This is a genomic window from Pseudomonas delhiensis (assembly GCF_900187975.1).
In the GTDB taxonomy this organism is placed as follows: Bacteria; Pseudomonadota; Gammaproteobacteria; order Pseudomonadales; family Pseudomonadaceae; genus Pseudomonas; species Pseudomonas delhiensis.
Genome location: NZ_FZPC01000039.1, coordinates 1 through 22,375, shown reverse-complemented (window position 1 = coordinate 22,375; position 22,375 = coordinate 1). Strand labels below are relative to the sequence as shown.

Here is a 22,375-nt window from a genome sequence, read left to right as displayed (position 1 = left end):
CGCGAACGCCCTACGCATTCACCTGCCCCGTTCACAGCGACGGATGATCGCGGATAAATCCGCTCCCCCCAAGGAGTGGTCCTACTCCCAAGGCTCCCCGCGGGTACCCGGCGTGCGCGGCAGGCGCGCCTGCATGGCGGCCTTGGCCAGCAGGTGGGCGCTGACCGGCGCGGTGATGAACAGGAACAGGGTGATCAGCACCTCGTGCAGGCTCACGCCGCCGCCGCTGCTGAAATACAGCAGCGAACCCAGCGCCACGCCGCCCACGCCGAGGGTCGAGGCCTTGGTCGGCGCGTGCAGGCGCGTGTAGAAGTCCGGCAGGCGGTACAGGCCCACGGCGCCGAGCAGGGCGAACAGGCTGCCGCCCAGCAGCAGCGCGCTGACAAGGATTTCCACGAACAGGTTCATTCGATGATGTCTCCGCGCAGCAGGAACTTGCACAGCGCCACGGTGCTGACGAAGCCCATCACCGCGATCAGCAGCGCCGCCTCGAAGTACAGGCCGCTGCCGCGCCAGATGCCGAACAGCAGGATCAGCGCGATGGCCTCCACCGACAGGGTGTCCAGCGCCAGGATGCGGTCGGCCGCGCTCGGCCCGCGCACCAGGCGCGCCACCGTCAGCAGCAGGGCCAGGGCGATCAGCGCCAGGCACAGCGGGATCACGTAGGCGAGCATTCGAACACCTCCTTCAGCGGCGCCTCGTAGCGCGCCTTGATGTCCGCCACCAGGGCCTGCGCGTCGGGCACGTCGAGGCCGTGCACCAGCAGGCTGCGGCGGTCGGCGCTGAGGTCGGCGGAGACCGTGCCGGGGGTCAGGGTGATGACGCTGGCGAGGATGGCGATGGGCAGGTCCTCACGCAGGTCCAGCGGCACCTCGACGAAGCCCGGCTGCAGCTTGCCGGTGGGCCCCAGCACCAGGCGCGCGACCTGCAGGTTGGCCATGACGATGTCGTACAGCACCAGGCCGATGAAGCGCAGCAGCAGGCCCGGGCGCTGGATGCGCAGCGGCGCCAGCAGCATGTCGCGGCACAGCAGCGGCAACGCCAGGCCGAGCACGGCGCCGAGCAGCCAGTGGCCGAAGGAGAAGTCGTCGACCAGCAGCACCCAGCCCAGCAGCAGGCACAGGCTGAGCAGCGGATGCGGCAGCAGGCGGCGGATCATGCGCCACCTCCGGCCAGGATCGCCCGGCGGTAGAGGTCGACGTCCAGCAACTGTTCCGCCGTGGCCTGCAGGTAGGCCTGCAGCGGCTTGGCGAACAGCACCAGGAGCACCGCCGAGGCCAGCAGCGCCACCGCAGCCAGCAGGCGCAGCGGATCACGCTCGGCGCTGCCGAGGACGCTGCGCCCGGTGTTCCAGAACAGCGTGCTGCCGGCGCGGCTGAGGGTCACGGTGACCAGCAGGCCGCTGCTCAGAACGATGGCCCACAGCGCCAGGGCCTCGCCGCCGCTGGCCGAACGCAGGATCAGTAGCTTGGCGAAGAAGCCGGAGAACGGCGGCAGGCCGGCCACCGCGATGGCGCCGACGAAGAACAACGCGCCCAGCAGCTGCGGCTGCAGCAGCGCCGGGCCCTGCACCAGCAGGCCGGCCTTGTCGCCGCGCTGGCGGGCGATCAGGTCGGCGAGCAGGAACAGCCCGCCCACCACCCAGGTGCTGTGCAGCAGGTAGAACAGCAGCGCCGCCAGGGACTGCGCCGAGCCCAGCGCCAGCACCGCCAGCTGGGTGCCGGCGGACACCACCACCAGGTAGGCCAGCAGGCCCTGCAGGCGGGTGGCCGCCAGCGCCCCGAAGGTGCCGGCCAGGATGCCCGCCAGGGCCAGCGGCCACAGCCAGGCCTGGGCCAGGTTGGCCAGCTCGCCGGCGTGGTCGCCGAAGATCAGCGTGTACACCCGCAGGATGGAGTAGATGCCCACCTTGGTCATGATCGAGAACAGCGCCGCCACCGGTGCACTGGCCTCGGCGTAGGCGCGCGGCAGCCAGAAGTACAGCGGCAGCAGCGCCGCCTTGAGGCCGAACACCACCAGCAACAGCAGCGCCGCGGCGCGCACCAGGGGCGCATCGGCCATACCCAGCTGGGCCACGCGGCCAGCCATGTCGGCCATGTTCAGGGTGCCGGTCACGCCGTAGAGCACGCCCACGGCGATCAGGAAGAACGCCGAGCCCACCAGGTTGAGCACCACGTAGTGCACCCCGGCGCGCACCCGCCCTGCCCCGCCGCCGTGCAGCAGCAGCGCGTAGGAGGCGATCAGCAGGATCTCGAAGAACACGAAGAGGTTGAACAGGTCGCCGGTGAGGAAGGCGCCGTTGAGGCCCAGCAACTGGAACTGGAACAGCGCGTGGAAGTGCTTGCCGCGGCGGTCGTCGCCGCGCAGCGCGTACAGCAGCGCGAAGCTGGCCAGCAGCGCGTTGGCCAGCAGCATCAGCGCGCTCAGGCGGTCGAGCACCAGGATGATGCCGAACGGCGGCTGCCAGTTGCCCAGGGCGTAGAACTGCACCTGGCCACCGGCGGCCTGTTGCAACAGCAGCGCGCTCAGCGGCAACAGCGCCAGGGTGGCCAGCAGCGAAAGCCCCCGCGCGGCGCGCGAGGCGTGCCCGACGAGCAGCAGCAGGCAGCCGGCGAACAGCGGCAGCAGGATCGGGGCGATCAGCAGATGGTTCATTCGCCCGCCTCCCGCGCCTTGCCGTCGACGTGGTCGTCACCGGTCTCGGCCAGCCCGCGCAGGGCCAGGACGATGACGAAGGCGGTCATGGCGAAGCCGATGACGATGGCGGTCAGCACCAGCGCCTGCGGGATCGGGTCGCCGGGATGGGCCACCTGGCCCAGCACCGCCGGCTCGCCGGCCAGGCGGCCCATGGCGAAGAGGAACAGGTTCACCGCGTAGGAGATCAGGGTCAGGCCCAGCACCACCGGGAAGGTGCGCGCGCGCAGCAGCAGGTACACGCCACTGGCGGTGAGCAGGCCGAGGGTGATGGCGAACAGCGCTTCCATCAGCGGGCCTCCTTGGCCGGCGCCGGCTCGGGCGGCGCGTTCAGCTCGCCGAGGCCGGCGAGGATCAACAGGGTCGCGCCCACCACCGTGAGGTAGACGCCCAGGTCGAAGAGCATGGCCGTGGCCAGCTCGAACTCGCCCACCAGCGGCAGCTGGAAGTGGCCGAAGGACGAGGTCAGGAACGGATAGCCGAAGGCCCAGCTGCCCAGGCCGGTGAGGCCAGCGACGAACACCCCCAGCCCCGCCCCGCGTGAATAGCTCAGCGGCAGGCGGGTACGCACCCAGCGGCTGCCGCAGGCGATGTACTGGAGGATCAGCGCCACCGCGGTGACCAGCCCGGCGATGAAGCCGCCGCCCGGCAGGTTGTGCCCGCGCAGGAAGATGAACACCGCCACCAGCAGCGCCAGCGGCAGCAGCAGCCGGGCCAGGGTGGCGAGGATCGGCGGGTGGGCGTCGGCCGACCAGGCCAGGCCCTCGGCGTCGCGCGCGCGGCGCGGCAGGCGCAGGCCGTCGAGCAGGGCGAAGATGCCCACCGCGGCGATGGCCAGCACGCTGATCTCGCCCAGGGTGTCGAAGCCGCGGAAGTCCACGAGGATGACGTTCACCACGTTGTGCCCGCCGCCCCCGGAAACGCTGTGCTGCAGGTAGTAGCCGGCGATGCTGTCGTAGGGCCGGCTGAACACCGCGTAGGCCAGCAGCGCCACCATCACCCCGCAGGCGAGGGCCACCAGGAAGTCGCGCAGGCCGCGCAGGCTGCTGCTTTCCTTCGGCGTGCGCTGCGGCAGGTAGTAGAGCGCGAGCATCAGCAGCACCATGGTCACCACTTCCACCGCCAGTTGCGTCAGCGCCAGGTCCGGCGCGGCGAAGCGCGCGAAGGCCAGGGCCACCAGCAGCCCGGCGATGCTCAGCACCACCAGCGCCACCAGGCGCTGGCGGTGGAAGACCGCGGTCAGCGGCCCGGCCAGGGCCAGCAGCGCCAGGCACAGCGCGGTGACCGGGTCGACCTCGACGAAGGCGCGGCTGCCGGCCAGCGCGGGCAGGCCCGCCAGGCCGGTGCAGACCACCACCAGCGCGGCCAGCAGCAGCCAGAGCACGTAGCGTTGCAGCGAACCGTTCTCCAGCAGGGCGGTGAGGCCGCCGGCGAAGCCCGCCAGCCGTTGCACCTGCGTCTCGAACACCTCCTTGGCGTCCACCGCCGGCAGGCCGGCGAACCAGGCGAACAGCGGCCGGCGCTGCAGGTACAGGGCGATGCCGCCGACCAGGGCGATCAGGCTCATCGCCAGCGGCGCGTTGAAACCGTGCCAGATCGCCAGGCTGTAGGCCGGCAGCGCGCCGTTCAGGCTCGCCGAGGCGGCCGCGGCCAGCAGCGGCGCCACCGTCCAGGCCGGGGCCATGCCGACCAGCAGGCACAGGCCCACCAGTATCTCCACCGGCACCTTCATGTAGCGCGGCGGCTCGTGAGGCGTCTTCGGCAGGTCGACCGGCTCGCCGTTGAAGAACACGTCGTGGATGAAGCGCACCGAGTAGCTCACCGAGAACAGCGTGGCGACGGTGGCCAGGGTCGGGATCAGCCAGTTGAAGGCGCCAGCCATGTTCTGCGAGAGGGTCTCGCCGAAGAACATCTCCTTGCTGAGGAAGCCGTTGAGCAGCGGCACCCCGGCCATGGACGCCGAGGCCACCATGGCCAGCACCGCGGTGTGCGGCATGTACTTCCACAGCCCGTTGATGCGGCGCATGTCGCGGCTGCCGGTCTCGTGGTCGATGATCCCCGCGGCCATGAACAGCGAGGCCTTGAAGGTGGCGTGGTTGATGACGTGGAAGATCGCCGCGACGTTGGCCATGGGCGAGTCCAGGCCGAACAGCAGGGTGATCAGGCCCAGGTGGCTGATGGTCGAGTAGGCCAGCAGGCCCTTGAGGTCGTTCTGGAACAGCGCCAGGAAGGCGCCCAGCAGCAGCGTCGCCAGGCCCGTCAGGCCCACCAGGTAGAACCACAGGTCGTTGCCGGCCAGCGCCGGGTACAGGCGCGCCAGCAGGAACACGCCGGCCTTCACCATGGTCGCCGAGTGCAGGTAGGCCGACACCGGCGTGGGCGCCGCCATGGCGTGCGGCAGCCAGAAGTGGAAGGGGAACTGCGCCGACTTGGTGAACACGCCCAGCAGCACCAGCACCAGGATCAGCGGGAACAGCGCGCTGGCCTGCAGCACCCCGCGCGCGGCGAGCACGTCGCTCAGCTCGAAGCTGCCCACCACCTGGCCGATCAGCAGGATGCCGGCGAGCAGCGCCAGGCCCCCGCCACCGGTGACCGCCAGGGCCATGCGCGCGCCGCGGCGGGCGTCCGAGCGGTGGTTCCAGAAGCCGATCAGGAGGAACGACGACAGGCTGGTGAGTTCCCAGAACACCAGCATCAGCAGCAGGTTCTCGCTGAGCACCACGCCGAGCATGGCGCCCATGAACAGCAGCAGGAAGCCGTAGAAGCGCCCGGTGGGCTCGCGCTCGGAGAGGTAGTAGCGGGCGTAGAGGATCACCAGCAGGCCGATGCCGAGGATCAGCAGGGCGAACAGGAAGCCCAGGCCGTCCAGGCGCAGGCTGAGGTTCAGGCCCAGTTCCGGCAGCCAGTCGTAGCGCGCCAGCAGCCGTTCGCCGCCGAGCACGCCGCGCTGGGCGAACAGCAGCCCCAGGCCCAGCAACGGGGCGACGGCCGCCGCCGCGGCGCAGGCATTGCGGCCCAGGCGCTCGAACAACACCGGCAGGCAACAGCCCAGGAAAGGCAGCGCGATCAACAGCGCCAGCATCATGACCTTCTCCTTAATCTTTCAGACACGGCTGACTTACCAGGAAAGCCGTGGAGCCGAGCGATTATCCATATCTATCGAACGCGCGTCTTGGATAGAACTATTACGAAAGGCTGGGAACGGGAAAGGCGGTGTCCGGAAACGATAGCGCGCGACACCGGAAACCGGGGTCGCGCGCCAGGAGCCGTTGCCGCCCGGACGGGCGGAGCGATCAGTGGGAAACGCGGCTGGTGCCGTTGACGGTCAGGATGCGCACGCGCTCGCCGACGCGGAAGATGGCCCCCTGGTCGACTTCCTGCACATAGGCGCGGGAGCTGCCGTCGTCTTCACGCACGGTGATCTCCACGCCCTGGGTGCGCGTCAGGCCTTCCTCGGTGGCCGCGCCCAGCAGGCCGCCGGCCACGGCGCCGATGATGGCGGTCACGTAGCTGCCCTTGCCGCCACCGATGGCGCTGCCGCCGATACCGCCCACGGCGGCGCCCGCCGCGGCGCCGATCGGCGTCTTGGTGCCCTCGATCTTCACCGGGCGCAGGGCTTCGATGGTGCCCCAGCGTACGTTCTGCACGGTGCGGGCCTCGTCACGGCTGTAGGTGTCGCCGGTCAGGCTGGACTGGCAGCCGCCGAGGGCCAGGGCCACTGCAGTGAAACCGGCGAGCAGGAAGGCGGATTTACGCATACGGAAACCTCCGGATAGATATGTGAATATTAGACTCTGCCGCGCCCCTTGCTGTCACGCCGGCCAAATCAAAGTTTTCGTTCGATTCAGCCACCGTACAGCTTCTTCCTACAGCTGCGGCAAAAGCGCACGTTCATCCTCCGTTCCGCCTGGGGTAAGGTCAGCATCCCCGCGAGGAAGGCCCCATGGACTACTTCATCATCGTCGTCACCACCGCCGCCGGCCTGTACTTCCACTGGTGGCTGTTCGTGCGCATCCGCCGCTGGATGGACCGCGACCTGGCGCTGTCGCTGGCCGGCGACGACCCGCAAAAGCGCGAATACCTGCTGCACTGCCTGCAACTGGCCCGTGACGAAGGCGTGTCGCGCAGCGACCTGCCGGCATGGCTGCAGCGCGCCGCCGACGACTACCGCGCCGGCTGAGCCAGGCTCCACAGGCGCGCCAGTTCCTCGGCGCGCGCCTCAAGTTCCTCCGCGGCGCCCGCCATGGCCTCGGCCAGGCTGACGGGCCCCGGCACCAGGCTGAAGGCCGCGGCGATGCCGGCCTCGTGCAGGCGCCCGTAACCCGGCCCCAGGCTGCCGGCCAGGGCGATCAGCGGGACGCCCGCGGCGTGCGCCGCCCGGGCCACGCCGATCGGCGTCTTGCCATGCAGGCTCTGCTCGTCCAGGCGGCCTTCGCCGGTGATCGCCAGGTTGGCGCCATGCAGCGCCCCGGCCAGGCCGGAAACTTCTGCCACCAGTTCCACGCCGGGACGGAAGCGCGCCTTGAGGAAGGCCCGCGCGGCAAAGCCCAGGCCGCCCGCCGCGCCGACGCCGGGGAACAGGCTGTGGTCCTGGCCCAGGGTGCGCGCGGCGACTTCGGCGTAACGCGCCAACGCGGCGTCGAGCTGGCGGACCTGCTCGGGGCTGGCGCCCTTCTGCGGGCCGAACACCGCCGAGGCGCCGTGCTCGCCACACAGCGGGTTGTTCACGTCGGCGGCGACTTCCACCTCGACCTCGGCCAAGCGCGGATCGAGGCCCGCCAGGTCGATCTCGTGCAGTTCGGCCAGGGCCGCGCCGCCGTCGCCCAGGGGCTCGCCGCTCGTGGCGAGGAAACGCACGCCCAGGGCCTGCAGCAGGCCCATGCCGCCATCGTTGGTGGCGCTGCCGCCGAGCCCGAGGATGATCTTGCGCGCCCCGGCATCCAGCGCCGCGCGGATCAGTTCGCCGGTGCCGTAGCTGGTGGTGCGCGTCGCATCGCGCTGCGCCGGCGCCACCCAGTGCAGGCCACTGGCGGCGGCCATCTCGATCACCGCGGTGCCCTCCTCCAGCCAGCCCCAATGGGCCCGCACCGGCGCCCCCAGCGGCCCGCGCACCTCGCATTCGCGGCGTTCGCCGCCGGTGGCCGCCAGCACCGCATCCACGGTGCCCTCTCCGCCGTCGGCCATGGGCCGCAGCAGGATCTCGTCGAGCGGCCGCGCCCGCGACCAGCCTCGGGCGATGGCAGCGGCGACCTCGGGGGCGGACAGGCTTTCCTTGAAGGAGTCGGGGGCGATGACGAGTTTCATGGAGCGGTCCGTGGGCAGGGCGAGAGGAGGCATCCTACACCGCATTACCAACGGTTTCCCTGTAGGGCGAATAACCGTTCGCGGTTATCCGCTGCTTGACCTTGGCCGTATCCCACTCGGACTCATGCCGGGAACCGGGGCGGACTGCGGGTTCGGCTCGACCATGGTGTCGATGATGGAATGGGTGTAACGGCGTACAACCGCGAACGGTTGTACGCCCTACGCCTGTAGGAGCAACTGTCTATTGGGTTTGGGTGTAGCGCGCCGCTCCGAGTGCGTTGATGTCTCTCGTTTCGCCCCCTCGGGCGAGTCACTTCTTTCAAACGCCAAAGAAGTAACCAAGAAGGCTTGCCCCGCCATACGGGCCCGATGAAGCCGGGCTACCCTCACGAATTCCCCCGCCACGGAGGCCCGCCCCGACAGCACGTCCCTGTGCTGATCGGGGCTCTCGCGACATCCATGTCGCATGACCTCCTGAGCGCCGGTTTCGCTCGGCCTTCTGAAGGGGCGTTCCGGTGCGCTCGGTTGTTTCTCTGGAAGTCCAAACGCCAGAGCAAAAGCGCTTTTGCTTTTCGTAGGATCGAGGGGGACGCCTAGTTCTTGCTCGCGAACCCTGGTTCCCCGTGTTCGCGATAGTTCGTAGGGCGCATAACGCCTACGGCGTTATCCGCCAAATCGCGGACAGAGTCCGCTCCTACGGAGAGCCCGTGCTTCACGGCAAATTGTAGGAGCGGGCCCTGCCCGCGATTCGCGCGCAGGGCGCGCTCCTACATAGGAGGGCGCGGAGCTTTGTACGAGCCAGCGTAGGATGGCGTTGAGCGAAGCGATACCCATCCTACGAAAAGTGCCGTGCGGGGCTCAGGGCGCCAGGCGCTCGCGTTGCCAGGCGCCGTCCACCAGGCGGTAGTTCAGGCGGTCGTGCAGGCGGCTCGGGCGGCCCTGCCAGAACTCGAGGCGCTGCGGCAGCAGACGGTAGCCGCCCCAGTGGTCCGGGCAGTGCGGGGCGACGTCCATGAAGCGCTTCTCGGTCTCCGCCAGCATCCGCTCCAGTTCCTCGCGGCCGCTGATCACCCGGCTCTGCGGCGAGGCCCAGGCGCCCAGGCGGCTGCCCAGCGGACGCACCCGGTAGTAGGCGTCGGACTCTTCCACCGAGACCTTCTCCACGCGGCCCTCGATGCGCACCTGGCGCTCCAGCGCCGGCCAGAAGAAGGTCATGGCCGCGCGCGGGTTGGCCGCAAGCTGCTCGCCCTTGGCGCTGTCGTAGTTGCTGAAGAAGGTGAAGCCGCGGTCGTCCAGCCCCTTGAGCAGGAGCACGCGGCAATGCGGCTGGCCGTCGGCGTCCACCGTGGCCAGGGTCATGGCGTTGGGTTCGACCGGCAACTGCTCGGTCTTCACCGCGTCCTCGAACCATTGCTGGAACAGGACGAAGGGCTCTGCGGGCGCCTGGGTCTCGCAGAGTCCGTCCCGGGTGTATTCGCGGCGCATGTCGGCCAGGGTCTGGGCCATCGTCGTCTCCTCAGGAAAGCCAGTGCCATAGCTTAACCAGTGGAAAGCGGGATTGCTTGACCGGCGACAAGCGCCACGTGGCTTCAGTTGCTTTGGGCCAGGGCCAGCAGGCCGCCGCGGGGGGTCAGCATGACTTCGACGCGGCGGTTCTTGGCGCGGCCGGCCTTGGTCTTCTCGTCGGCGATCGGCTGTGCGTCGCCGACGCCCTTGTAGCGCAGGCGGTCGTTGCCCAGGCCGCTGAGGCGGAAGATCGCGGCGATGGCCACGGCGCGCTGCTGGCTGACCTTGTCGTTGGTCGCCTTGTCGCCGCTGCTGTCGCTGTGGCCGAGGATGAACACGCCGGCCTGCTGGTCCTTCTCGACCACCTTGGCGACATTGGCCAGCGGCGCCAGGGTGATCGGCAGCAGCAGTTCCGGGCGCTTGGGATTGAAGGAGCCGTCCACCGGCGCGGTCAGCACCAGGGCGTTGTCGCGGCGTTCGACGCTGAACTTGCTGCCGGCCACGGCGGCGCGCACCGAGGCTTCGTACTGGTCCAGCCAGGCCTTGGTGTCCTGGGCGCTGGGCGCGGCCACCGGGTTTTCCGCCTTGGCCTGGGCCGAGGCGGAATCGCCGAAGGGCCACCACCAGTGGCCGCCGGCCGACTTGTCGGTGGCCGCATCCACCTGGGCCACCACCGGACGGGGCGCCTCGGCGGGAGCCTTGGCCTCGGCCCGGGCGCTGGCCGCGGAATCGCCGAACGGCCACCACCAGTGGCTGCCGCCCTCGGCCTTGGCCTGGCTGGGCGCCGGCGCGGCGGCGTCCTGGGACTGGAAGTGGCTGCAGGCGCCCAGGGCGACGCAGAGGGACAGGGTGGAAAGCTTGAGCAGTCTCATGGGCGGACTTCCATTGGACGGTCTTGGGGCAACAGGGGCGGACACAAGTTAATGTCGCGAATCAGGATTCGAACATAACTTACTAAGGGAAATAGGTATTTTGCTCTTCAACTGACGAGCGGTGAAACCCCGACCCTATCAGCGGGGGAAAACCGCGGCCAACGCCGGCGGTATTTCCCCATGAAGTCGCCATTCGAGCGGAGCCGCGACGGAAGGTTCCGCCGCTTCGTCGGCCAGGCGCCGCGGGGCGCCTGGCCTGCGGCTTTCACAGGCAGTCGCCGGCGATGCGCGCCAGTTTCTGCGCGCGCGGGTCCATCAGCACGTAGGGGCCGAGGGTGTTGGTGACGAAGCCGAAGGCCAGGCCGCGCTCGGGGTCGGCGAAGCCCACCGAGCCACCGGCGCCGGGGTGGCCGAAGGCCTGCGGGCCGAGGCCGTAGGTGGCGTTGGCCAGCTCCGGCTGGTCGAGCATGCAGCCCAGGCCGAAGCGGGTGCTGGTGAGCAGGGTGCGGTCCTCGCCGCGGGCGTGCTCGCAGGTCAGCTCGGCGAGTAGCGCGGCATCCAGCAGCCTGCCCTGCAGCAGGCCGTCGTAGAAGCCGGCCAGGGCGCGGGCATTGCCGTGGCCGTTGGCTGCCGGCTGCTGCATGCGCCGCCACTCGGGCTTGTTGGTGCTGGTGAGGATCGACGGCGGGTTGGTGAAGGCGCGGGTGCTCAGGGCGGTCGGCTCGCTCATCAGGGTGCGCAGCAGGCGCTGCGCCGCGGCGTCGCCGAGGTTGCCCTTGGCCCGGGCGATGTGCGCCACGCGGGGGAACTCGGCATCGTCCAGGCCGATGTGGAAGTCCAGCCCCAGGGGCCTGGCGGTGCGCTCGACGATGGCGGCGCCGGGCTCGCGGCCATCCACCCGGCGGATCACCTCGCCGATCAGCCAGCCATAGGTGATGGGCGCGTAGCCATGCTCGCTGCCCGGCGCCCACCAGGGTGTGTCGGCGGCCAGCGCGGCGGTCATCGCCCGCCAGTCGTACAGCGCCTCGGCGGGCAGCATCTCGTGCAGCGCCGGCAGCCCGGCGCGGTGGCAGAGCAACTGGCGCACGGTGATGGCCTGCTTGCCGGCGGCGGCGAACTCCGGCCAGTAGCGCGCCACCGGGGCGTCCAGCTCCAGGCGGCCCTCGCCCACCAGTTGCAGGGCGGCCACGGCGGCGAAGGTCTTGGTGCAGGAGAACAGGTTGAGAAGGGTGTCGGCCTGCCAGGCCTGGCCCTCGTCCTTGCCGGCGTTGCCGGCCCAGAGGTCCACCAGGGTCTCGCCGCCGACCTGGATGCACAGCGCGGCGCCCCGCTCCTGCGGGTCCTCGAAGAGCGCGGCGAAGGCGTCGGCTACGGGGGTGAAGCGGCTGTCGCAATGGCCTTGCAGGGGCATGGGGCACTCCGGGCTGTGGGCGAAAGGCGCATTCTTCCAGCCCCCCGCCGGCTTGTGAACCCGACCTGGGTAGGGCCGCGGCCATCATGGCCGCGGCGAATGCCGTTCTATTGCACCGCCGGCGCCTGCTGCGCGGCGCTGGCGGTGGCGTCCGGGTCGACCCGCGGCACAGGTGCCTCGGGCGCCGCCTTGGCGGCGGCGCGGGCCTCTTCCAGCATGGCCTTCATCACCTGCTGGTTGCCCTTGCGCACCGCGTCGATGAAGCCGGCGAACGGCAGGTCGGTGATGCCGACCAGGCCGATGTGGCCGTTCTCGCCGTCGAGCAGGCGGCCGCTGGCGGGCTGGTCGAGGTACTGGAACCAGTGCGCGCCGACGATCTGCGGGTCCTTCACCGCGGCGGCGAGGAACTGCTGGTAGCGCTCGCCGCGCTGCTGCTCGTTGTACACCTCGGAGACGCCGCCCCAGAACGGGCCGCGGTCGCGCGAGCCGAAGTGGAACTCGCTGATCAGCACCGGCTTGTCGAGGCTGCGCACGTAGGCGGCGTCATAGCCCTGCTGCGGCGTCGGCGCGTAGAGGTTGAAGCTCAGCAGGTCGCAATACTGCGCGCAGGAGGCCAGGGCCTCCGGGGTGTTCACCGAGAAGCGCCCGCCCAGCAGCAGGTGGTTGGGGTCGTGCCAGCTCAGGGAGTCGCGCAGGGTCCTGAAGTACTGGTCGGCGTACAGGCGCAGGAAGGCGCTGTAGTCCTGCTCGATGGCCGGGTGTTCCGCCTGCACCGCGGGGGCCTGGTAGCCCGGCGCGTCCAGGTCTTCCCAGGCGCCCAGCTCGACGCCCCAGGCTTCGGCCAGGGCCTCGTGCTCGTGGTACTTGTCCTTGAGCTGCTTGATGAAGGCGCGCTTGGCCGGGCTGTCGGTAGACAGCGCCAGCGCGCCGAAGGCCAGGGCGTAGTGGTTGCGCGGGTCGCGGCCCTGCCCGGCCCAGGCCAGCTCGTTGTCGGCGTAGTAGCCGAGCAGCCAGGGGTCTTCGCGGTGGTCGCGGGTGGCGATGGCGATGGCGCGTTCGGCGGCCATGGCGAATTTCGGGTCGAAGGGGTCGGGCATGGCGCCCCACCAGTCGTAGCCGGTGCTGACGGTGGCGTAGTCGCCGCCGATGGCCAGCGGCAGGCTGTAGGGGATGCGCGAGGCGCCGGCGAAGGCCGGCTGGCTCCAGTTGCCCAGGCCGTTGAAGCCCCAGGCGCCGAGGCGCGCCAGGGTGCGCTCCAGCCAGGCGTCGGCGGCCTGCTGGCCGCTCAGCCCGCCGGTGGCGCGGTAGCGGTTGGCGGCGTAGAAGTCGTACCAGCGGCCGTGGCCGAAGGCCCTGCCCTGCTGTGCGCCGACGCCGTCGCGGTCGTCGCTCTGGCCGTAGAAGTCGGCCAGCGGCTCGCCGTCGCGGGGCAGCTCGGTGAACATGTATTCGCGGCCCTCGACGTAGGTCTGGCTGCTTTCGCTGTTCACCGTGTTCACGCCCAGGGACCAGTACGGGTGCCCGTCCGGCGTCACCAGCCACCAGCGGCCGTTGCGCTTCTCGGTGCGGAAGAAGCCGGTGGCCTGGAAGTCCGGGCCTTCCAGCAGGCCGCCGAAGGTGTCGGTGGGCTGCGCGTGGGCCTGCCATTTCTTCAGTTGCTCGCCTTCGGCCTTCCAGGCGTTGGCCAGTTGCTCGACGCTCTTCACCTTCTCCGGCCAGTCGCTGCGGGTGGACTGGCCGTAGGCGTCGATGATGCCGGTGTAGGCCCGGCGCGGCTCGTCGCCGCCGGAACGGGTGCCGAAGCGGCCGACGAGGATGTCCTGGGCCGCCTTCGGGCCGTTCAGGTAGATGCGCACCGCGCCGACCTTGTTGCGTTGCAGCTCGCCGGTGACCACCGGGGCGACGATGACGCGCTGGCCGTCCAGGGTCATCGGCATCGGCACTCCGGCGCGCATGCCGAACAGCTGCGGCGCGGTGGCCTGCAGCGGCACCAGCAGGGTCTGCGCCGGGCCCGGGGGCAGCGCGACGCTGGCGTGCAGGCCGGGCGTGCCGTCGAGGTTGTCGATGTCGATCTCCAGGGTCAGCGCCCAGTCCATGGCGCTCTGGATGCGCAGGCTCATGGCGTCGGCCCGGGACCAGTCCCAGCTGCCGCTGGCGGGCTTGAGGGTGAGCGTGGGGCGGGCCGCCGGGTGGAACTTCACCCGCCGCAGGATCTCGCCCTCGGGCGTGGCCTCGGCGGTGGCGCTGGGCAGGTCGGCGTCCTGCAGGCCGACGTGCACCACGGCCATCGGCTTGACGAAGTTGAACAGGGTGTCGTCGCTGGGCGCGGCCCACAGCGGGGCGCTGGCGAGGCTCAGGCTGAACAGCAGGGGCAGATGCCAACGGAGTGAACGCATGCAACCTTGTCCTTGGGGCGGCGCCGGGCGCCGCCGGGGTTTGCGAGCGGGGACGGCGCGCCGCCCCCTGTACCGGGTGCCGCGCCCTACGCGATCTCGCGGCGGAACGGCGGCAGGGCGTTGAGGATGGCCTTGCCGTAGCGCTGCGTCACCACCCGGCGGTCCAGCAGGGTGATGGTGCCGCGGTCCTGCTCGGTGCGCAGCAGGCGCCCGCAGGCCTGCACCAGGCGCAGCGAGGCGTCGGGCACGGCGATCTCCATGAAGGGGTTGCCGCCGCGCGCCTCGATCCACTCCGACAGCGCCGCCTCCACCGGGTCGTCCGGCACTGCGAAGGGGATCTTGGCGATCACCACGTGCTCGCAGTAGGCCCCCGGCAGGTCGACGCCCTCGGCGAAGCTGGCCAGGCCGAAGAGCACGCTGGGCTCGCCGTCGTCCACGCGGGCCTTGTGCTTGTTGAGGGTCTCCTGCTTGGACAGGTTGCCCTGGATGAGCACGCGCTTGCGCCAGTCGCGCTCCAGGCCGTCGAAGACTTCCTGCATCTGCTTGCGCGAGGCGAACAGCACCAGGGTGCCGCGCGCGCCCTCGACCATGGCCGGCAGCTCGCGGACGATGGCCGCGGTGTGGGCGGCGGCGTCGCGCGGGTCGGCCTTCAGGTCCGGCACCCGCAGCACGCCGGCCTCGGCATGGTGGAAGGGGCTGGGCACCACGGCGGTGACCGCCGCGCGCGGCAGGCCGGCGCGCATGCGGTAGCGGTCGAAGGTGCCCAGGGCGGTCAGGGTGGCGGAGGTCACCAGCACGCCGTAGGCGACGTTCCACAGGTTGCGGCGCAGGGTTTCGGCGGCGAGGATCGGGCTGGCGTTGGCCTCGATGTCGTAGAAAGTGCCGCTTTCGGCCAGGGTCAGCCAGCGCGCCATGGGCGGGCTGTCTTCAGGGTCTTCGCAGGTGAAGGCGGTCCACAGTTCCCAGTTGCCCTGGGCGCGCGACAGCAGGCTGCCGAACAGCGGGTACCATTCCTCGGCCTGGTAGCTGGCGACGCCGGCGGTGCCCTCGCCGTCCATGGCCTGCTTGAGCAGTTCGGTGAGGCGGGTGAAGAGGTCGGTGAGCTTGGCGAAGCCCTTCTTCAGCTCGATGCCCATCTCGCGGATGTGCTCGGGGACCACCCCGCCCTCGAAGCGGTGGCGCGGCCGTTCGCGGCCTTCCATGTCCTCGCCGGCGCGGAAGTCGCCGATCTCCTCGCAGGCGGTGAACATGAACTGCTGGTGGGTGCGCAGCTCACGGGCCAGCTCCGGCACCTGCTCGATCAGCCGGCCGAGGTCGCCGGGCAGCGGGTTCTGCGCCAGCAGCTTGGTGAGGTTCTTCTCCACCTGCCCCAGCCAGTCGGCGGTGGCGCGCAGGCGGGTGAAGTGGGCGAAGTGGCCGATGGCCTTGTCCGGCAGGTGGTGGCCTTCGTCGAAGACGTAGATGGTCTCGCGCGGGTCCGGCAGGATGGCGCCGCCGCCCAGGGCCAGGTCGGCCAGCACCAGGTCGTGGTTGGTGACGATGACGTCGACCTTGGTCATGCCCTCGCGCGCCTTGTAGAAGGCGCACTGCTGGAAGTTCGGGCAGTGGCGGTTGGTGCACTGGCTATGGTCGGTGGTCAGTTGCGCCCAATGGGCGTCCTCGATGGCCTCCGGCCAGGAGTCGCGGTCGCCGTCCCAGCGGTTGCCGGCCAGGCGCTCGATCATCTGGTTGAACAGCTTGGTGCCGCTCTCGTCGACGTCGATGCGGAAGCCCTCTTCCTCGAACAACTGGGCGGTGGCGTTCTGCGCCTGGCCCTCCTGCAGCAGGTGGTCGAGCTTGGACAGGCACAGGTAGCGGCCGCGGCCCTTGGCCAGGGCGAAGCTGAAGGCCAGGCCGCTGTTGCGCAGCAGGTCGGGCAGGTCCTTGTGGACGATCTGCTCCTGCAGCGCCACGGTGGCGGTGGCGACCACCAGGCGCTTGCCGGCGGCCTTGGCGCAGGCGATGGCGGCCAGGCTGTAGGCCACGGTCTTGCCGGTGCCGGTGCCGGCTTCCACGGCGACCACCGCGGCCTCGCCGGTGCGGTGGCCTTCCTCGTCGGCCTGGATGGTGCCCAGGACCTTGGCCACTTCGGCGATCATCAGGCGCTGGCCATAGCGCGGCTTGAGTTCCTTGGCTTCCAGGAAGCGCGTGTAGGCGCCCTGGATGGTGGCCTTGAGTTCGTTGCTGAGCATGGAGTTCCCGGGCATCGGAACACATTCCGATGCTGGATAAATTTTCAGTGGTTCGATTGGGCCGCTATCATAGCGCGCTTATTTCCAACCGCCAGCGGAGATCGCCGAATGACCGCCTTTGCCCCCGTCTACGCCCTGCACGTCCTGGCCGCCCTGGTCTGGGTCGGGGGCATGTTCTTCGCCTGGGTGATCCTGCGCCCGGCGGCCGTCGCCGCGCTGGATGCGCCGGCGCGGCTGAAGCTGTGGAGCGAGGTGTTCCGGCGCTTCTTCGTGTGGGTCTGGGTGGCGGTGCTGGTGCTGCCGGTAACCGGTATCGGCATGTTGCAGCTGAGCTTCAACGGCGTGGCCGGCGCGCCGCGCTACGTGCAGGTGATGATGGGGCTGTACGTGGCCATGCTGGCGCTGTTCCTGCGGGTGCAGGCGCTGCAGTTGCCGGAGCTGCGCCGCGCCATCGAGGCGGCCGACTGGCCCGCCGGCGGCGCGGTGCTGGGGCGCATCCGCCGCACCGTGGGCAGCAACCTGCTGCTGGGCCTGGCGCTGGTGGCGATAGTCGCCGCGCGCCCGCACTGGTGAGCATTGGCGCGGGCCGCAGGGCCCGCGCCGGTTTCAATCAGAAACGCACCACGTCCAGGCGGCCCTGGGCGCCACTGGGGCCGGGCTTGCCGGCACCACCGTCATGGCCGGCCTTGCCGCCGTCCACCGAGTACAGCAGGCAACCCTTCTCGCCGCTGCGCGCGCCGGCCTTGCCCGGCTTGCCCGGGGCACCGCCGGCGCCGCCTTCCAGGCGCACCTTCACCTGTTCCACGGGGAATTGCCGGGGTACTTCCAGGCGCACCACGCCGCCGGCGCCGCCGGTCTGGCCATCGCCGGCGTCCTGGCCGTCGCCGCCCTGCTGCGCGCCACCCCACAGGCAGCCACCGCTGCGCGCGCTGGCGCCGTCGAGGCCGTCGTAGCCCGGCGCACCGACGCCGCCCCGTACGTCGACCATCAGGTTCTCCACCTGCACGTCCTGCAGGCGCAGGGTCAGGGTGCGCCCCGGGCTGGCCGGGCGGTGGAAACTGCCGGAAGCGCCCTGGGCGGCGATCACGCTGCCATCGGCCAGGGTGCCGTGGAGGACCTCGATGCGCAGCGGCTGCTCGCCGGGGAACACGCCCAGGCGGGCATTCTTCTGCAGGTCGAGTTCGTCGATGCGCAGCACCTTCACCCGCGACGGGATCAGCAGCGCGCCGCCCTCCGCCACGCGGACGCGCTCCAGGCTCAGGGACTCGCCCTTCACCGGCAGGCGCAGCACGGTGTTGGCCTCCACCTGCACGGAGGCCGCGCTGGCGGCCTCGATCGGCGCCAGCAGCATCAGGCCCAGCAACAGCTTACGCATGGCTGCCCTCCTTGGCCGGTGCCGGCAGCGAAAGAAAATGGAAGACGCCGAACAGCAGGACCTGGATGCGGTCCAGCCAGGGGTGCGCGCGCCCTTTCAGGCGTGAACCCAGCGCCAGCAGTTCGACGATGTGGATCAGCAGGACCAGGCCCCCGGCGACCTGCAGCAGGGTCGCGAACGGATGGGCGAAGGGATGCAGCAGATTGGCCAGCACCGCCAGCCAGAACAACAGGGCAACGACCTTGCCCAGCCCTACGAAAGCCTTCATGAAGATGCTCCCCCGATTTCTTGTGCCGGCACCATACCCCGGAGGCGGGTGACGATGCCATAGCCTGCCGCGCAAACACGAAGGGGGCCCAACGGCCCCCTTCGCTTCAACGCACGCCGGATGTCACTGGCGCTTGATCAGGATTTCCACGCGACGGTTTTCCGCGCGGCCTTCCTTGGTCTTGTTGTCGGCGACCGGTTTGCTTTCGCCGTAGCCTTCCACCGACTTGATGCTGCTGGCGGACACGCCGGCATCGACCAGGTAGTCGGCCACCGCGTGGGCGCGGCGTTCGGACAGTTTCTGGTTGTAGGCATCGGTACCGACGCTGTCGGTGTGGCCGGAAATGTCCAGCGTGGTGGTGGAAGCCTCGCCTTTCAGGCGGGTGGCGATGGTGTCGAGCTTGTCCTTGTCACGGTTGTCGATCTTCGACGAGTCGAAGGCGAAGTGCAGGTCCCTGACCACGATGGTCTCTTCCTTCGGCAACGGAGCCGGTTCGGGAGCCGGTGCGGGCGGCGGCGCTTCGACCACCTTCTCGCCTTCGCCATGAACCCAGCAGTAGGACGCGCCGAGCACGCCGCCGATCAGCGCGCCCCAGCCCGCCCAGGCACTGCTCTCGATGGAGCCCAGGCCAGCGCCCCCTACACCGCCGACCAAAGCGCAGGTCGGCCAGTCGGACTTCTGCAACCCTGCGCAACCGGTGAGCAGAGTGCTTACCAGCAGCAGGGGTAAAGCGGTCCTTTTGATGCTCATATATCAGTCTCTCCTGTGAGATGGGTCTGAACCGACAATTACCGAGTAAAGACGGCGATGCACGAATACGCCAGCACTAGGCCATGAAGGGGTTCACAGGCTAGTCTCTGCGCATTCCGAACGAGAGTTTGCGCACACCGATGATTTCCGATCGCACGCCCCAGCAGGCGCTGGCCGCCCTGCTCGACCGCTACGCCCCGCAACGCCTGCTGCTGGTAGGCGCCCAGGGCATCCCCGCCGTGGAAGCCTTCCGCCAGGCCCACCCCGGCTGCCAGGTGCACGGCGCCGCCGCGGGCGCCCTGCCGGCGGAACTGGCGGCGCAGCGCTACGACCTGGCGCTGCTGGCCGACTGCCTGGAACACCTGGAGCGCCGCGCGGCGCTGCAACTGGTCGGCGGCATCCGCAACCTCAACAGCAGCCGCGTCGCCGTGCTGGTCGACCTGGCCGAGGCCGGCGTCGCCGAGATCGACTTCTATGCCCTGGGCATGCAGGCCAGCGAACGCTTCCAGCGCGACGATCAGACACTCACGCTGTTCACCTACGATCTGCGTGAATACAAGCAGGTCCCGGATTGGCTGAACGCCAAGTTCTGGGCCAACCCGGAAAACTTCGGCAAGTACTGGTGGTGACCATGACCGAGCCCAGCTGCCCCTGCGGAAGCGGCCTGTCCCTGGCGGACTGCTGCGGCCGCCTGCACGCCGGCCAGCCGGCGGCCACCGCCGAGGCGCTGATGCGCTCGCGCTACAGCGCCTACGCCCTGGGCCTGGTGGACTACCTGCGCGACACCACGCTGCCGGCCCAGCAGGCCGGCCTGGACCTGGACGCCATCCGCGCCTGGAGCCTGGGCAGCACCTGGCTGGGCCTGGAGGTGGAAGGCCACGAGGTGCTCGGCGGCACGCCGGAGCACGCGCGGGTGACCTTCATCGCGCGCTGGCACGACGCCAACGGCGAACACAGCCACCGCGAGTGCTCCGGCTTCGTCCAGCGCGACGGCCACTGGTATTTCCTCGACCCCACGGTGCCGCTCAAGCTCGGGCGCAACGATCCCTGCCCGTGCGGCGCCGGCGGCAAGCTGAAGAAATGCTGCGGGCCGTGGATCGGCTGAAGGGAGCGTAGGGCGTACGATCGCGAACGGTTGTACGCCCTACCAACGAACGACACGGCGTGCGCCCATTGGGTGCATGTTCCCCTTCGGCTAGAATGCGCGCTTTTTCGCGGGCCCCGCCATGCTGCTGACCGTTCTCTACATCATCGCCATCACCGCCGAGGCCATGACCGGCGCGCTTTCCGCCGGGCGCCGCAGCATGGACCTGTTCGGCGTGGTGCTGGTGGCCTGCGTCACCGCGCTGGGCGGCGGCTCGATGCGCGACATGCTGCTGGGGCACTACCCGCTGACCTGGGTGCGCCACCCGGAATACCTGGCGCTCACCGCAGGCGCTGCGCTGGTCACGGTGTTCATCGCGCCGCTGATGCGCCACCTGCGCTCGCTGTTCCTGGTGCTCGACGCCATTGGCCTGGTGGCCTTCACCCTGATCGGCTGCCAGGTCGGCCTGGAGGTGGGCCACAGCCTGCTGATCGCTGCGGTCAGCGGGGTGATCACCGGGGTGTTCGGCGGCATCCTGCGCGACATCTTCTGCAACGACGTGCCGCTGATCTTCCGCCGCGAGCTGTACGCCAGCGTGTCCTTCGCCAGCGCCTGGTGCTACCTGATCTGCATCCAGCTGGAGCTGCCCAACGAGCAGGCCATGCTGATCACCCTGTTCGCCGGCTTCCTGTTCCGCCTGCTGGCGATCCGTTTCCACTGGGAAATGCCCAAGTTCGTCTACAAGGACGACCCCCAGCAGAACGGCTGAGCGCGCTCAGTCGGCCAGCTTCAGGTGGCTGGTGTCGGGCGCGGGCGCAGCGGGGTCCGGCCTGGCCTGGCCCATGTCGCTGCCCACCGGGGCCAGGCTGAACTGGCTGAGGTCGACCTGCGGCGCCCGCGGCTCGGCCCTGTCGTCCTGCAGGTCCGCGCCCACCGGGGCCAGGCCGAAGTCCGGTGCGTCCACCTCGGCGAAAGCCGCCATGTATTCGTCGCGCGGGGCCACCTTCAGGCGCCCCGGGGTGGCCGCGGCCGGTGCCGCTGTGGGCTCGGCCGGCGGCGGCGCCAGCTCGATCTCTTCCACCGCGGGGGCCATGTCCACCACCTCGACCCGCGCGCCGGCCCGTTCCAGAGCGCCGCGGTACTTGTCGGCAGCGGCCGCGTCGAGGTTATTCTTCAGCACCAGGCGGCGGCCGGAAAACAGCAGGGCGATGCGTTGCGCATCGGCCTGGAACAGCTTGGCCAGGTTGGCCTTCACCGCTTCCGGATCGGCACCTGGAAGCGTCTGACCGGAAAAGACGATTTCGTAACGGCTCATCCATCACACTCCTGTGTTCGCCCGTCTGCCGGGGGCCGGCCCAGTATGGGACAACTTCTTTTAACGTAACAACAACTTGCGGCCAAGCAGCCGCTTGGTACACTGGGGCGTCTTGGGGGACTGACATGAATTATCAGGCGCAAACGATAAGAATTATCAGCCTAGTCTGGATTTTCGCGCTTCTCTCCGGCTGCAGCTGGATGACCGGCAATTTCGAAAACCCCGACGTGAAGCTGATGAAAGTGGACGTGGTGAAGGCCCGCCTGCTCGAACAACAATTCACACTGCACTTCCGTATCGACAACCCGAACGACTTCAGCCTGCCGGTGCGCGGCCTGGCCTACAAGGTCAAGCTCAACGACGTCGACCTGGCCGAAGGCGAATCCAGCGTCTGGTTCACCGTGCCCGCCAACGGCCGGCAGTTCTTCGAGGTGCCGGTGCAGACCAACCTCTGGCGGCACATGAAGTACATCGTCAAGCTGCTGGAAGACCCGGACAAGCCGATCCGCTACAGCCTCGAAGGTGACGTGAAGACCGGCCTGCTGTTCGGCCGCACCGTGCATATCGCGCGCAATGGCGAGATAATCCCCGGCGATTTCATCCCGGAGTGAGGCACCCATGAGCCAGGAACCCCATGTGCATGGTCCCGACTGCAACCACGACCATGATCATGACCATCACCACCACGTGCACGGCCCGCACTGCAACCACAGCCACGAGCCGGTGCGCAACCCGCTGAAGGACGTTGGCCGCAACGATCCCTGCCCCTGCGGCAGCGGCGCCAAGTTCAAGAAGTGCCACGGCGCCTGAGGCGCTGGCCCCGCCTGGCGCGGGTGGGCTAGGCGAGAACGCCGTTTCTTCCGTAAGGGGGGAACGGCGTTTTCGTACCCGGCTGGAACAAAAGCCCCTGCAGGAGCGAGCTTGCTCGCGAACCTTGCCCTCTCGCTCCTCCCTTGACCTTGTCATTCCCGCGAACGCGGGCCCCAAAAAAGATGTCAGGTTTGGGTGTAGCGCGCCGCTCCGAGTGCGTTGAGGTCTCTCGTTTCGCCCCCTCGGGCGAGTCACTTTTGTCAATCGCCACAAAAGTAACCAAAAAGGCTTGCCGGTACGACTCACCCACATAGGTGACAAATCGGTTCAGGCACATGGGTAACAGTTTCTAACCTGCA

At 69.5% G+C, this 22,375-nt stretch carries 24 protein-coding genes; 7 read left to right on the top strand and 17 right to left on the bottom strand.

Annotated elements, in window-relative coordinates:
• Positions 1-81: 81 nt before the first annotated feature.
• The 7 genes from CHC02_RS26565 to CHC02_RS26535 form a co-directional block, all read right to left on the bottom strand.
• Positions 82-408 (bottom strand): Na+/H+ antiporter subunit G, encoded by a 327-nt coding sequence (locus CHC02_RS26565; protein ID WP_089394388.1) that lies wholly within the window; start codon positions 406-408, stop codon positions 82-84.
• Positions 405-674: a K+/H+ antiporter subunit F gene (locus CHC02_RS26560; protein ID WP_089394387.1), complete on the bottom strand. Its 270-nt coding sequence runs from the start codon at positions 672-674 to the stop codon at positions 405-407. The genes CHC02_RS26565 and CHC02_RS26560 overlap by 4 nt, the downstream gene beginning before the upstream one ends.
• A complete protein-coding gene (locus CHC02_RS26555) occupies positions 659-1,159 on the bottom strand; it encodes a Na+/H+ antiporter subunit E (protein WP_089394386.1) in 501 nt (166 codons plus the stop codon). The genes CHC02_RS26560 and CHC02_RS26555 overlap by 16 nt, the downstream gene beginning before the upstream one ends.
• Positions 1,156-2,655: a monovalent cation/H+ antiporter subunit D gene (locus CHC02_RS26550; protein ID WP_089394385.1), complete on the bottom strand. Its 1,500-nt coding sequence runs from the start codon at positions 2,653-2,655 to the stop codon at positions 1,156-1,158. Before CHC02_RS26550 ends, CHC02_RS26555 begins: the two co-directional genes overlap by 4 nt.
• Positions 2,652-2,984, bottom strand: coding sequence for a Na+/H+ antiporter subunit C (locus CHC02_RS26545; protein WP_089394384.1), 333 nt, complete (start codon positions 2,982-2,984; stop codon positions 2,652-2,654). Before CHC02_RS26545 ends, CHC02_RS26550 begins: the two co-directional genes overlap by 4 nt.
• Entirely contained in the window at positions 2,984-5,779 is a 2,796-nt protein-coding gene (locus CHC02_RS26540; protein ID WP_089394383.1) for a monovalent cation/H+ antiporter subunit A, read from the bottom strand. Before CHC02_RS26540 ends, CHC02_RS26545 begins: the two co-directional genes overlap by 1 nt.
• 208 nt (positions 5,780-5,987) lie before the next feature.
• Positions 5,988-6,452 (bottom strand): outer membrane lipoprotein, encoded by a 465-nt coding sequence (locus CHC02_RS26535; RefSeq protein WP_009620666.1) that lies wholly within the window; start codon positions 6,450-6,452, stop codon positions 5,988-5,990.
• A gap of 185 nt (positions 6,453-6,637) precedes the next feature.
• Between CHC02_RS26535 and CHC02_RS26530 the strand changes: the two genes are divergently transcribed.
• Positions 6,638-6,874: a hypothetical protein gene (locus tag CHC02_RS26530; RefSeq protein ID WP_089394382.1), complete on the top strand. Its 237-nt coding sequence runs from the start codon at positions 6,638-6,640 to the stop codon at positions 6,872-6,874.
• Here CHC02_RS26530 and CHC02_RS26525 read toward each other — a convergent pair.
• The 6 genes from CHC02_RS26525 to dinG all read right to left on the bottom strand — a co-directional run bounded on the left by CHC02_RS26525 (position 6,859) and on the right by dinG (position 16,414).
• The gene (locus CHC02_RS26525) at positions 6,859-7,998 is read right to left on the bottom strand and encodes a glycerate kinase (protein ID WP_089394381.1); all 1,140 of its coding nucleotides are present in this window, start codon (positions 7,996-7,998) and stop codon (positions 6,859-6,861) included. The two genes, CHC02_RS26530 and CHC02_RS26525, sit on opposite strands and share 16 nt — an antisense overlap.
• Before the next feature lie 858 nt (positions 7,999-8,856).
• The gene (pdxH, locus tag CHC02_RS26515) at positions 8,857-9,504 is read right to left on the bottom strand and encodes a pyridoxamine 5'-phosphate oxidase (protein WP_089394379.1); all 648 of its coding nucleotides are present in this window, start codon (positions 9,502-9,504) and stop codon (positions 8,857-8,859) included.
• 83 nt (positions 9,505-9,587) lie between these two features.
• Complete coding sequence (locus CHC02_RS26510) at positions 9,588-10,376, bottom strand: OmpA family protein (protein ID WP_089394378.1); 789 nt, start codon at positions 10,374-10,376, stop codon at positions 9,588-9,590.
• Positions 10,377-10,641: 265 nt separating this feature from the next.
• Positions 10,642-11,787, bottom strand: coding sequence for a serine hydrolase domain-containing protein (locus CHC02_RS26505; RefSeq protein ID WP_089394377.1), 1,146 nt, complete (start codon positions 11,785-11,787; stop codon positions 10,642-10,644).
• Between the two features lie 107 nt (positions 11,788-11,894).
• Positions 11,895-14,183, bottom strand: a complete 2,289-nt coding sequence (locus CHC02_RS26500; RefSeq protein ID WP_089394376.1) for a beta-galactosidase — start codon at positions 14,181-14,183, stop codon at positions 11,895-11,897.
• 86 nt (positions 14,184-14,269) lie between these two features.
• Entirely contained in the window at positions 14,270-16,414 is a 2,145-nt protein-coding gene (dinG, locus tag CHC02_RS26495) for an ATP-dependent DNA helicase DinG (RefSeq protein WP_089394375.1), read from the bottom strand.
• 108 nt (positions 16,415-16,522) lie between these two features.
• Between dinG and CHC02_RS26490 the strand changes: the two genes are divergently transcribed.
• The gene (locus CHC02_RS26490) at positions 16,523-16,987 is read left to right on the top strand and encodes a CopD family protein (protein WP_089394374.1); all 465 of its coding nucleotides are present in this window, start codon (positions 16,523-16,525) and stop codon (positions 16,985-16,987) included.
• 37 nt (positions 16,988-17,024) lie between these two features.
• On the opposite strand, the gene CHC02_RS26485 is transcribed toward CHC02_RS26490, so the two are convergent.
• The 3 genes from CHC02_RS26485 to CHC02_RS26475 all read right to left on the bottom strand — a co-directional run bounded on the left by CHC02_RS26485 (position 17,025) and on the right by CHC02_RS26475 (position 18,807).
• Positions 17,025-17,789 (bottom strand): hypothetical protein, encoded by a 765-nt coding sequence (locus CHC02_RS26485; RefSeq protein ID WP_089394373.1) that lies wholly within the window; start codon positions 17,787-17,789, stop codon positions 17,025-17,027.
• Positions 17,782-18,057 (bottom strand): DUF1145 domain-containing protein, encoded by a 276-nt coding sequence (locus tag CHC02_RS26480; protein WP_089394372.1) that lies wholly within the window; start codon positions 18,055-18,057, stop codon positions 17,782-17,784. The genes CHC02_RS26485 and CHC02_RS26480 overlap by 8 nt, the downstream gene beginning before the upstream one ends.
• A gap of 123 nt (positions 18,058-18,180) precedes the next feature.
• Positions 18,181-18,807, bottom strand: a complete 627-nt coding sequence (locus CHC02_RS26475) for an OmpA family protein (protein ID WP_089394371.1) — start codon at positions 18,805-18,807, stop codon at positions 18,181-18,183.
• A 140-nt stretch (positions 18,808-18,947) separates the two neighbouring features.
• Between CHC02_RS26475 and CHC02_RS26470 the strand changes: the two genes are divergently transcribed.
• The 3 genes from CHC02_RS26470 (at position 18,948) to CHC02_RS26460 (ending at position 20,660) form a co-directional block, all read left to right on the top strand.
• Positions 18,948-19,436 carry a DUF6231 family protein gene (locus tag CHC02_RS26470; RefSeq protein WP_089394370.1) on the top strand — a complete coding sequence of 163 codons (489 nt, stop codon included), beginning with the start codon at positions 18,948-18,950 and terminating at the stop codon, positions 19,434-19,436.
• Positions 19,437-19,438: 2 nt separating this feature from the next.
• Positions 19,439-19,912, top strand: a complete 474-nt coding sequence (locus CHC02_RS26465) for a YchJ family protein (RefSeq protein ID WP_089394369.1) — start codon at positions 19,439-19,441, stop codon at positions 19,910-19,912.
• 121 nt (positions 19,913-20,033) lie between these two features.
• The gene (locus CHC02_RS26460; RefSeq protein ID WP_089394368.1) at positions 20,034-20,660 is read left to right on the top strand and encodes a trimeric intracellular cation channel family protein; all 627 of its coding nucleotides are present in this window, start codon (positions 20,034-20,036) and stop codon (positions 20,658-20,660) included.
• 6 nt (positions 20,661-20,666) lie between these two features.
• Here CHC02_RS26460 and CHC02_RS26455 read toward each other — a convergent pair whose 3' ends face one another.
• A complete protein-coding gene (locus CHC02_RS26455; protein ID WP_089394367.1) occupies positions 20,667-21,206 on the bottom strand; it encodes a hypothetical protein in 540 nt (179 codons plus the stop codon).
• Between the two features lie 125 nt (positions 21,207-21,331).
• Between CHC02_RS26455 and CHC02_RS26450 the strand changes: the two genes are divergently transcribed.
• Positions 21,332-21,817: an LEA/WHy family protein gene (locus CHC02_RS26450; protein WP_089394366.1), complete on the top strand. Its 486-nt coding sequence runs from the start codon at positions 21,332-21,334 to the stop codon at positions 21,815-21,817.
• Positions 21,818-21,824: 7 nt separating this feature from the next.
• Positions 21,825-22,016 carry an SEC-C metal-binding domain-containing protein gene (locus CHC02_RS26445; protein ID WP_009620699.1) on the top strand — a complete coding sequence of 64 codons (192 nt, stop codon included), beginning with the start codon at positions 21,825-21,827 and terminating at the stop codon, positions 22,014-22,016.
• Positions 22,017-22,375 lie beyond the last annotated feature (359 nt).

Coding starts and splice junctions, on each gene's coding strand:
- CHC02_RS26565 (WP_089394388.1), bottom strand. CDS start 408: ATGAACCTGTTCGTGGAAATCCTTGTCAGCGCGCTGCTGCTGGGCGGC.
- CHC02_RS26560 (WP_089394387.1), bottom strand. CDS start 674: ATGCTCGCCTACGTGATCCCGCTGTGCCTGGCGCTGATCGCCCTGGCC.
- CHC02_RS26555 (WP_089394386.1), bottom strand. CDS start 1,159: ATGATCCGCCGCCTGCTGCCGCATCCGCTGCTCAGCCTGTGCCTGCTG.
- CHC02_RS26550 (WP_089394385.1), bottom strand. CDS start 2,655: ATGAACCATCTGCTGATCGCCCCGATCCTGCTGCCGCTGTTCGCCGGC.
- CHC02_RS26545 (WP_089394384.1), bottom strand. CDS start 2,984: ATGGAAGCGCTGTTCGCCATCACCCTCGGCCTGCTCACCGCCAGTGGC.
- CHC02_RS26540 (WP_089394383.1), bottom strand. CDS start 5,779: ATGATGCTGGCGCTGTTGATCGCGCTGCCTTTCCTGGGCTGTTGCCTG.
- CHC02_RS26535 (WP_009620666.1), bottom strand. CDS start 6,452: ATGCGTAAATCCGCCTTCCTGCTCGCCGGTTTCACTGCAGTGGCCCTG.
- CHC02_RS26530 (WP_089394382.1), top strand. CDS start 6,638: ATGGACTACTTCATCATCGTCGTCACCACCGCCGCCGGCCTGTACTTC.
- CHC02_RS26525 (WP_089394381.1), bottom strand. CDS start 7,998: ATGAAACTCGTCATCGCCCCCGACTCCTTCAAGGAAAGCCTGTCCGCC.
- pdxH (WP_089394379.1), bottom strand. CDS start 9,504: ATGGCCCAGACCCTGGCCGACATGCGCCGCGAATACACCCGGGACGGA.
- CHC02_RS26510 (WP_089394378.1), bottom strand. CDS start 10,376: ATGAGACTGCTCAAGCTTTCCACCCTGTCCCTCTGCGTCGCCCTGGGC.
- CHC02_RS26505 (WP_089394377.1), bottom strand. CDS start 11,787: ATGCCCCTGCAAGGCCATTGCGACAGCCGCTTCACCCCCGTAGCCGAC.
- CHC02_RS26500 (WP_089394376.1), bottom strand. CDS start 14,183: ATGCGTTCACTCCGTTGGCATCTGCCCCTGCTGTTCAGCCTGAGCCTC.
- dinG (WP_089394375.1), bottom strand. CDS start 16,414: ATGCTCAGCAACGAACTCAAGGCCACCATCCAGGGCGCCTACACGCGC.
- CHC02_RS26490 (WP_089394374.1), top strand. CDS start 16,523: ATGACCGCCTTTGCCCCCGTCTACGCCCTGCACGTCCTGGCCGCCCTG.
- CHC02_RS26485 (WP_089394373.1), bottom strand. CDS start 17,789: ATGCGTAAGCTGTTGCTGGGCCTGATGCTGCTGGCGCCGATCGAGGCC.
- CHC02_RS26480 (WP_089394372.1), bottom strand. CDS start 18,057: ATGAAGGCTTTCGTAGGGCTGGGCAAGGTCGTTGCCCTGTTGTTCTGG.
- CHC02_RS26475 (WP_089394371.1), bottom strand. CDS start 18,807: ATGAGCATCAAAAGGACCGCTTTACCCCTGCTGCTGGTAAGCACTCTG.
- CHC02_RS26470 (WP_089394370.1), top strand. CDS start 18,948: ATGATTTCCGATCGCACGCCCCAGCAGGCGCTGGCCGCCCTGCTCGAC.
- CHC02_RS26465 (WP_089394369.1), top strand. CDS start 19,439: ATGACCGAGCCCAGCTGCCCCTGCGGAAGCGGCCTGTCCCTGGCGGAC.
- CHC02_RS26460 (WP_089394368.1), top strand. CDS start 20,034: ATGCTGCTGACCGTTCTCTACATCATCGCCATCACCGCCGAGGCCATG.
- CHC02_RS26455 (WP_089394367.1), bottom strand. CDS start 21,206: ATGAGCCGTTACGAAATCGTCTTTTCCGGTCAGACGCTTCCAGGTGCC.
- CHC02_RS26450 (WP_089394366.1), top strand. CDS start 21,332: ATGAATTATCAGGCGCAAACGATAAGAATTATCAGCCTAGTCTGGATT.
- CHC02_RS26445 (WP_009620699.1), top strand. CDS start 21,825: ATGAGCCAGGAACCCCATGTGCATGGTCCCGACTGCAACCACGACCAT.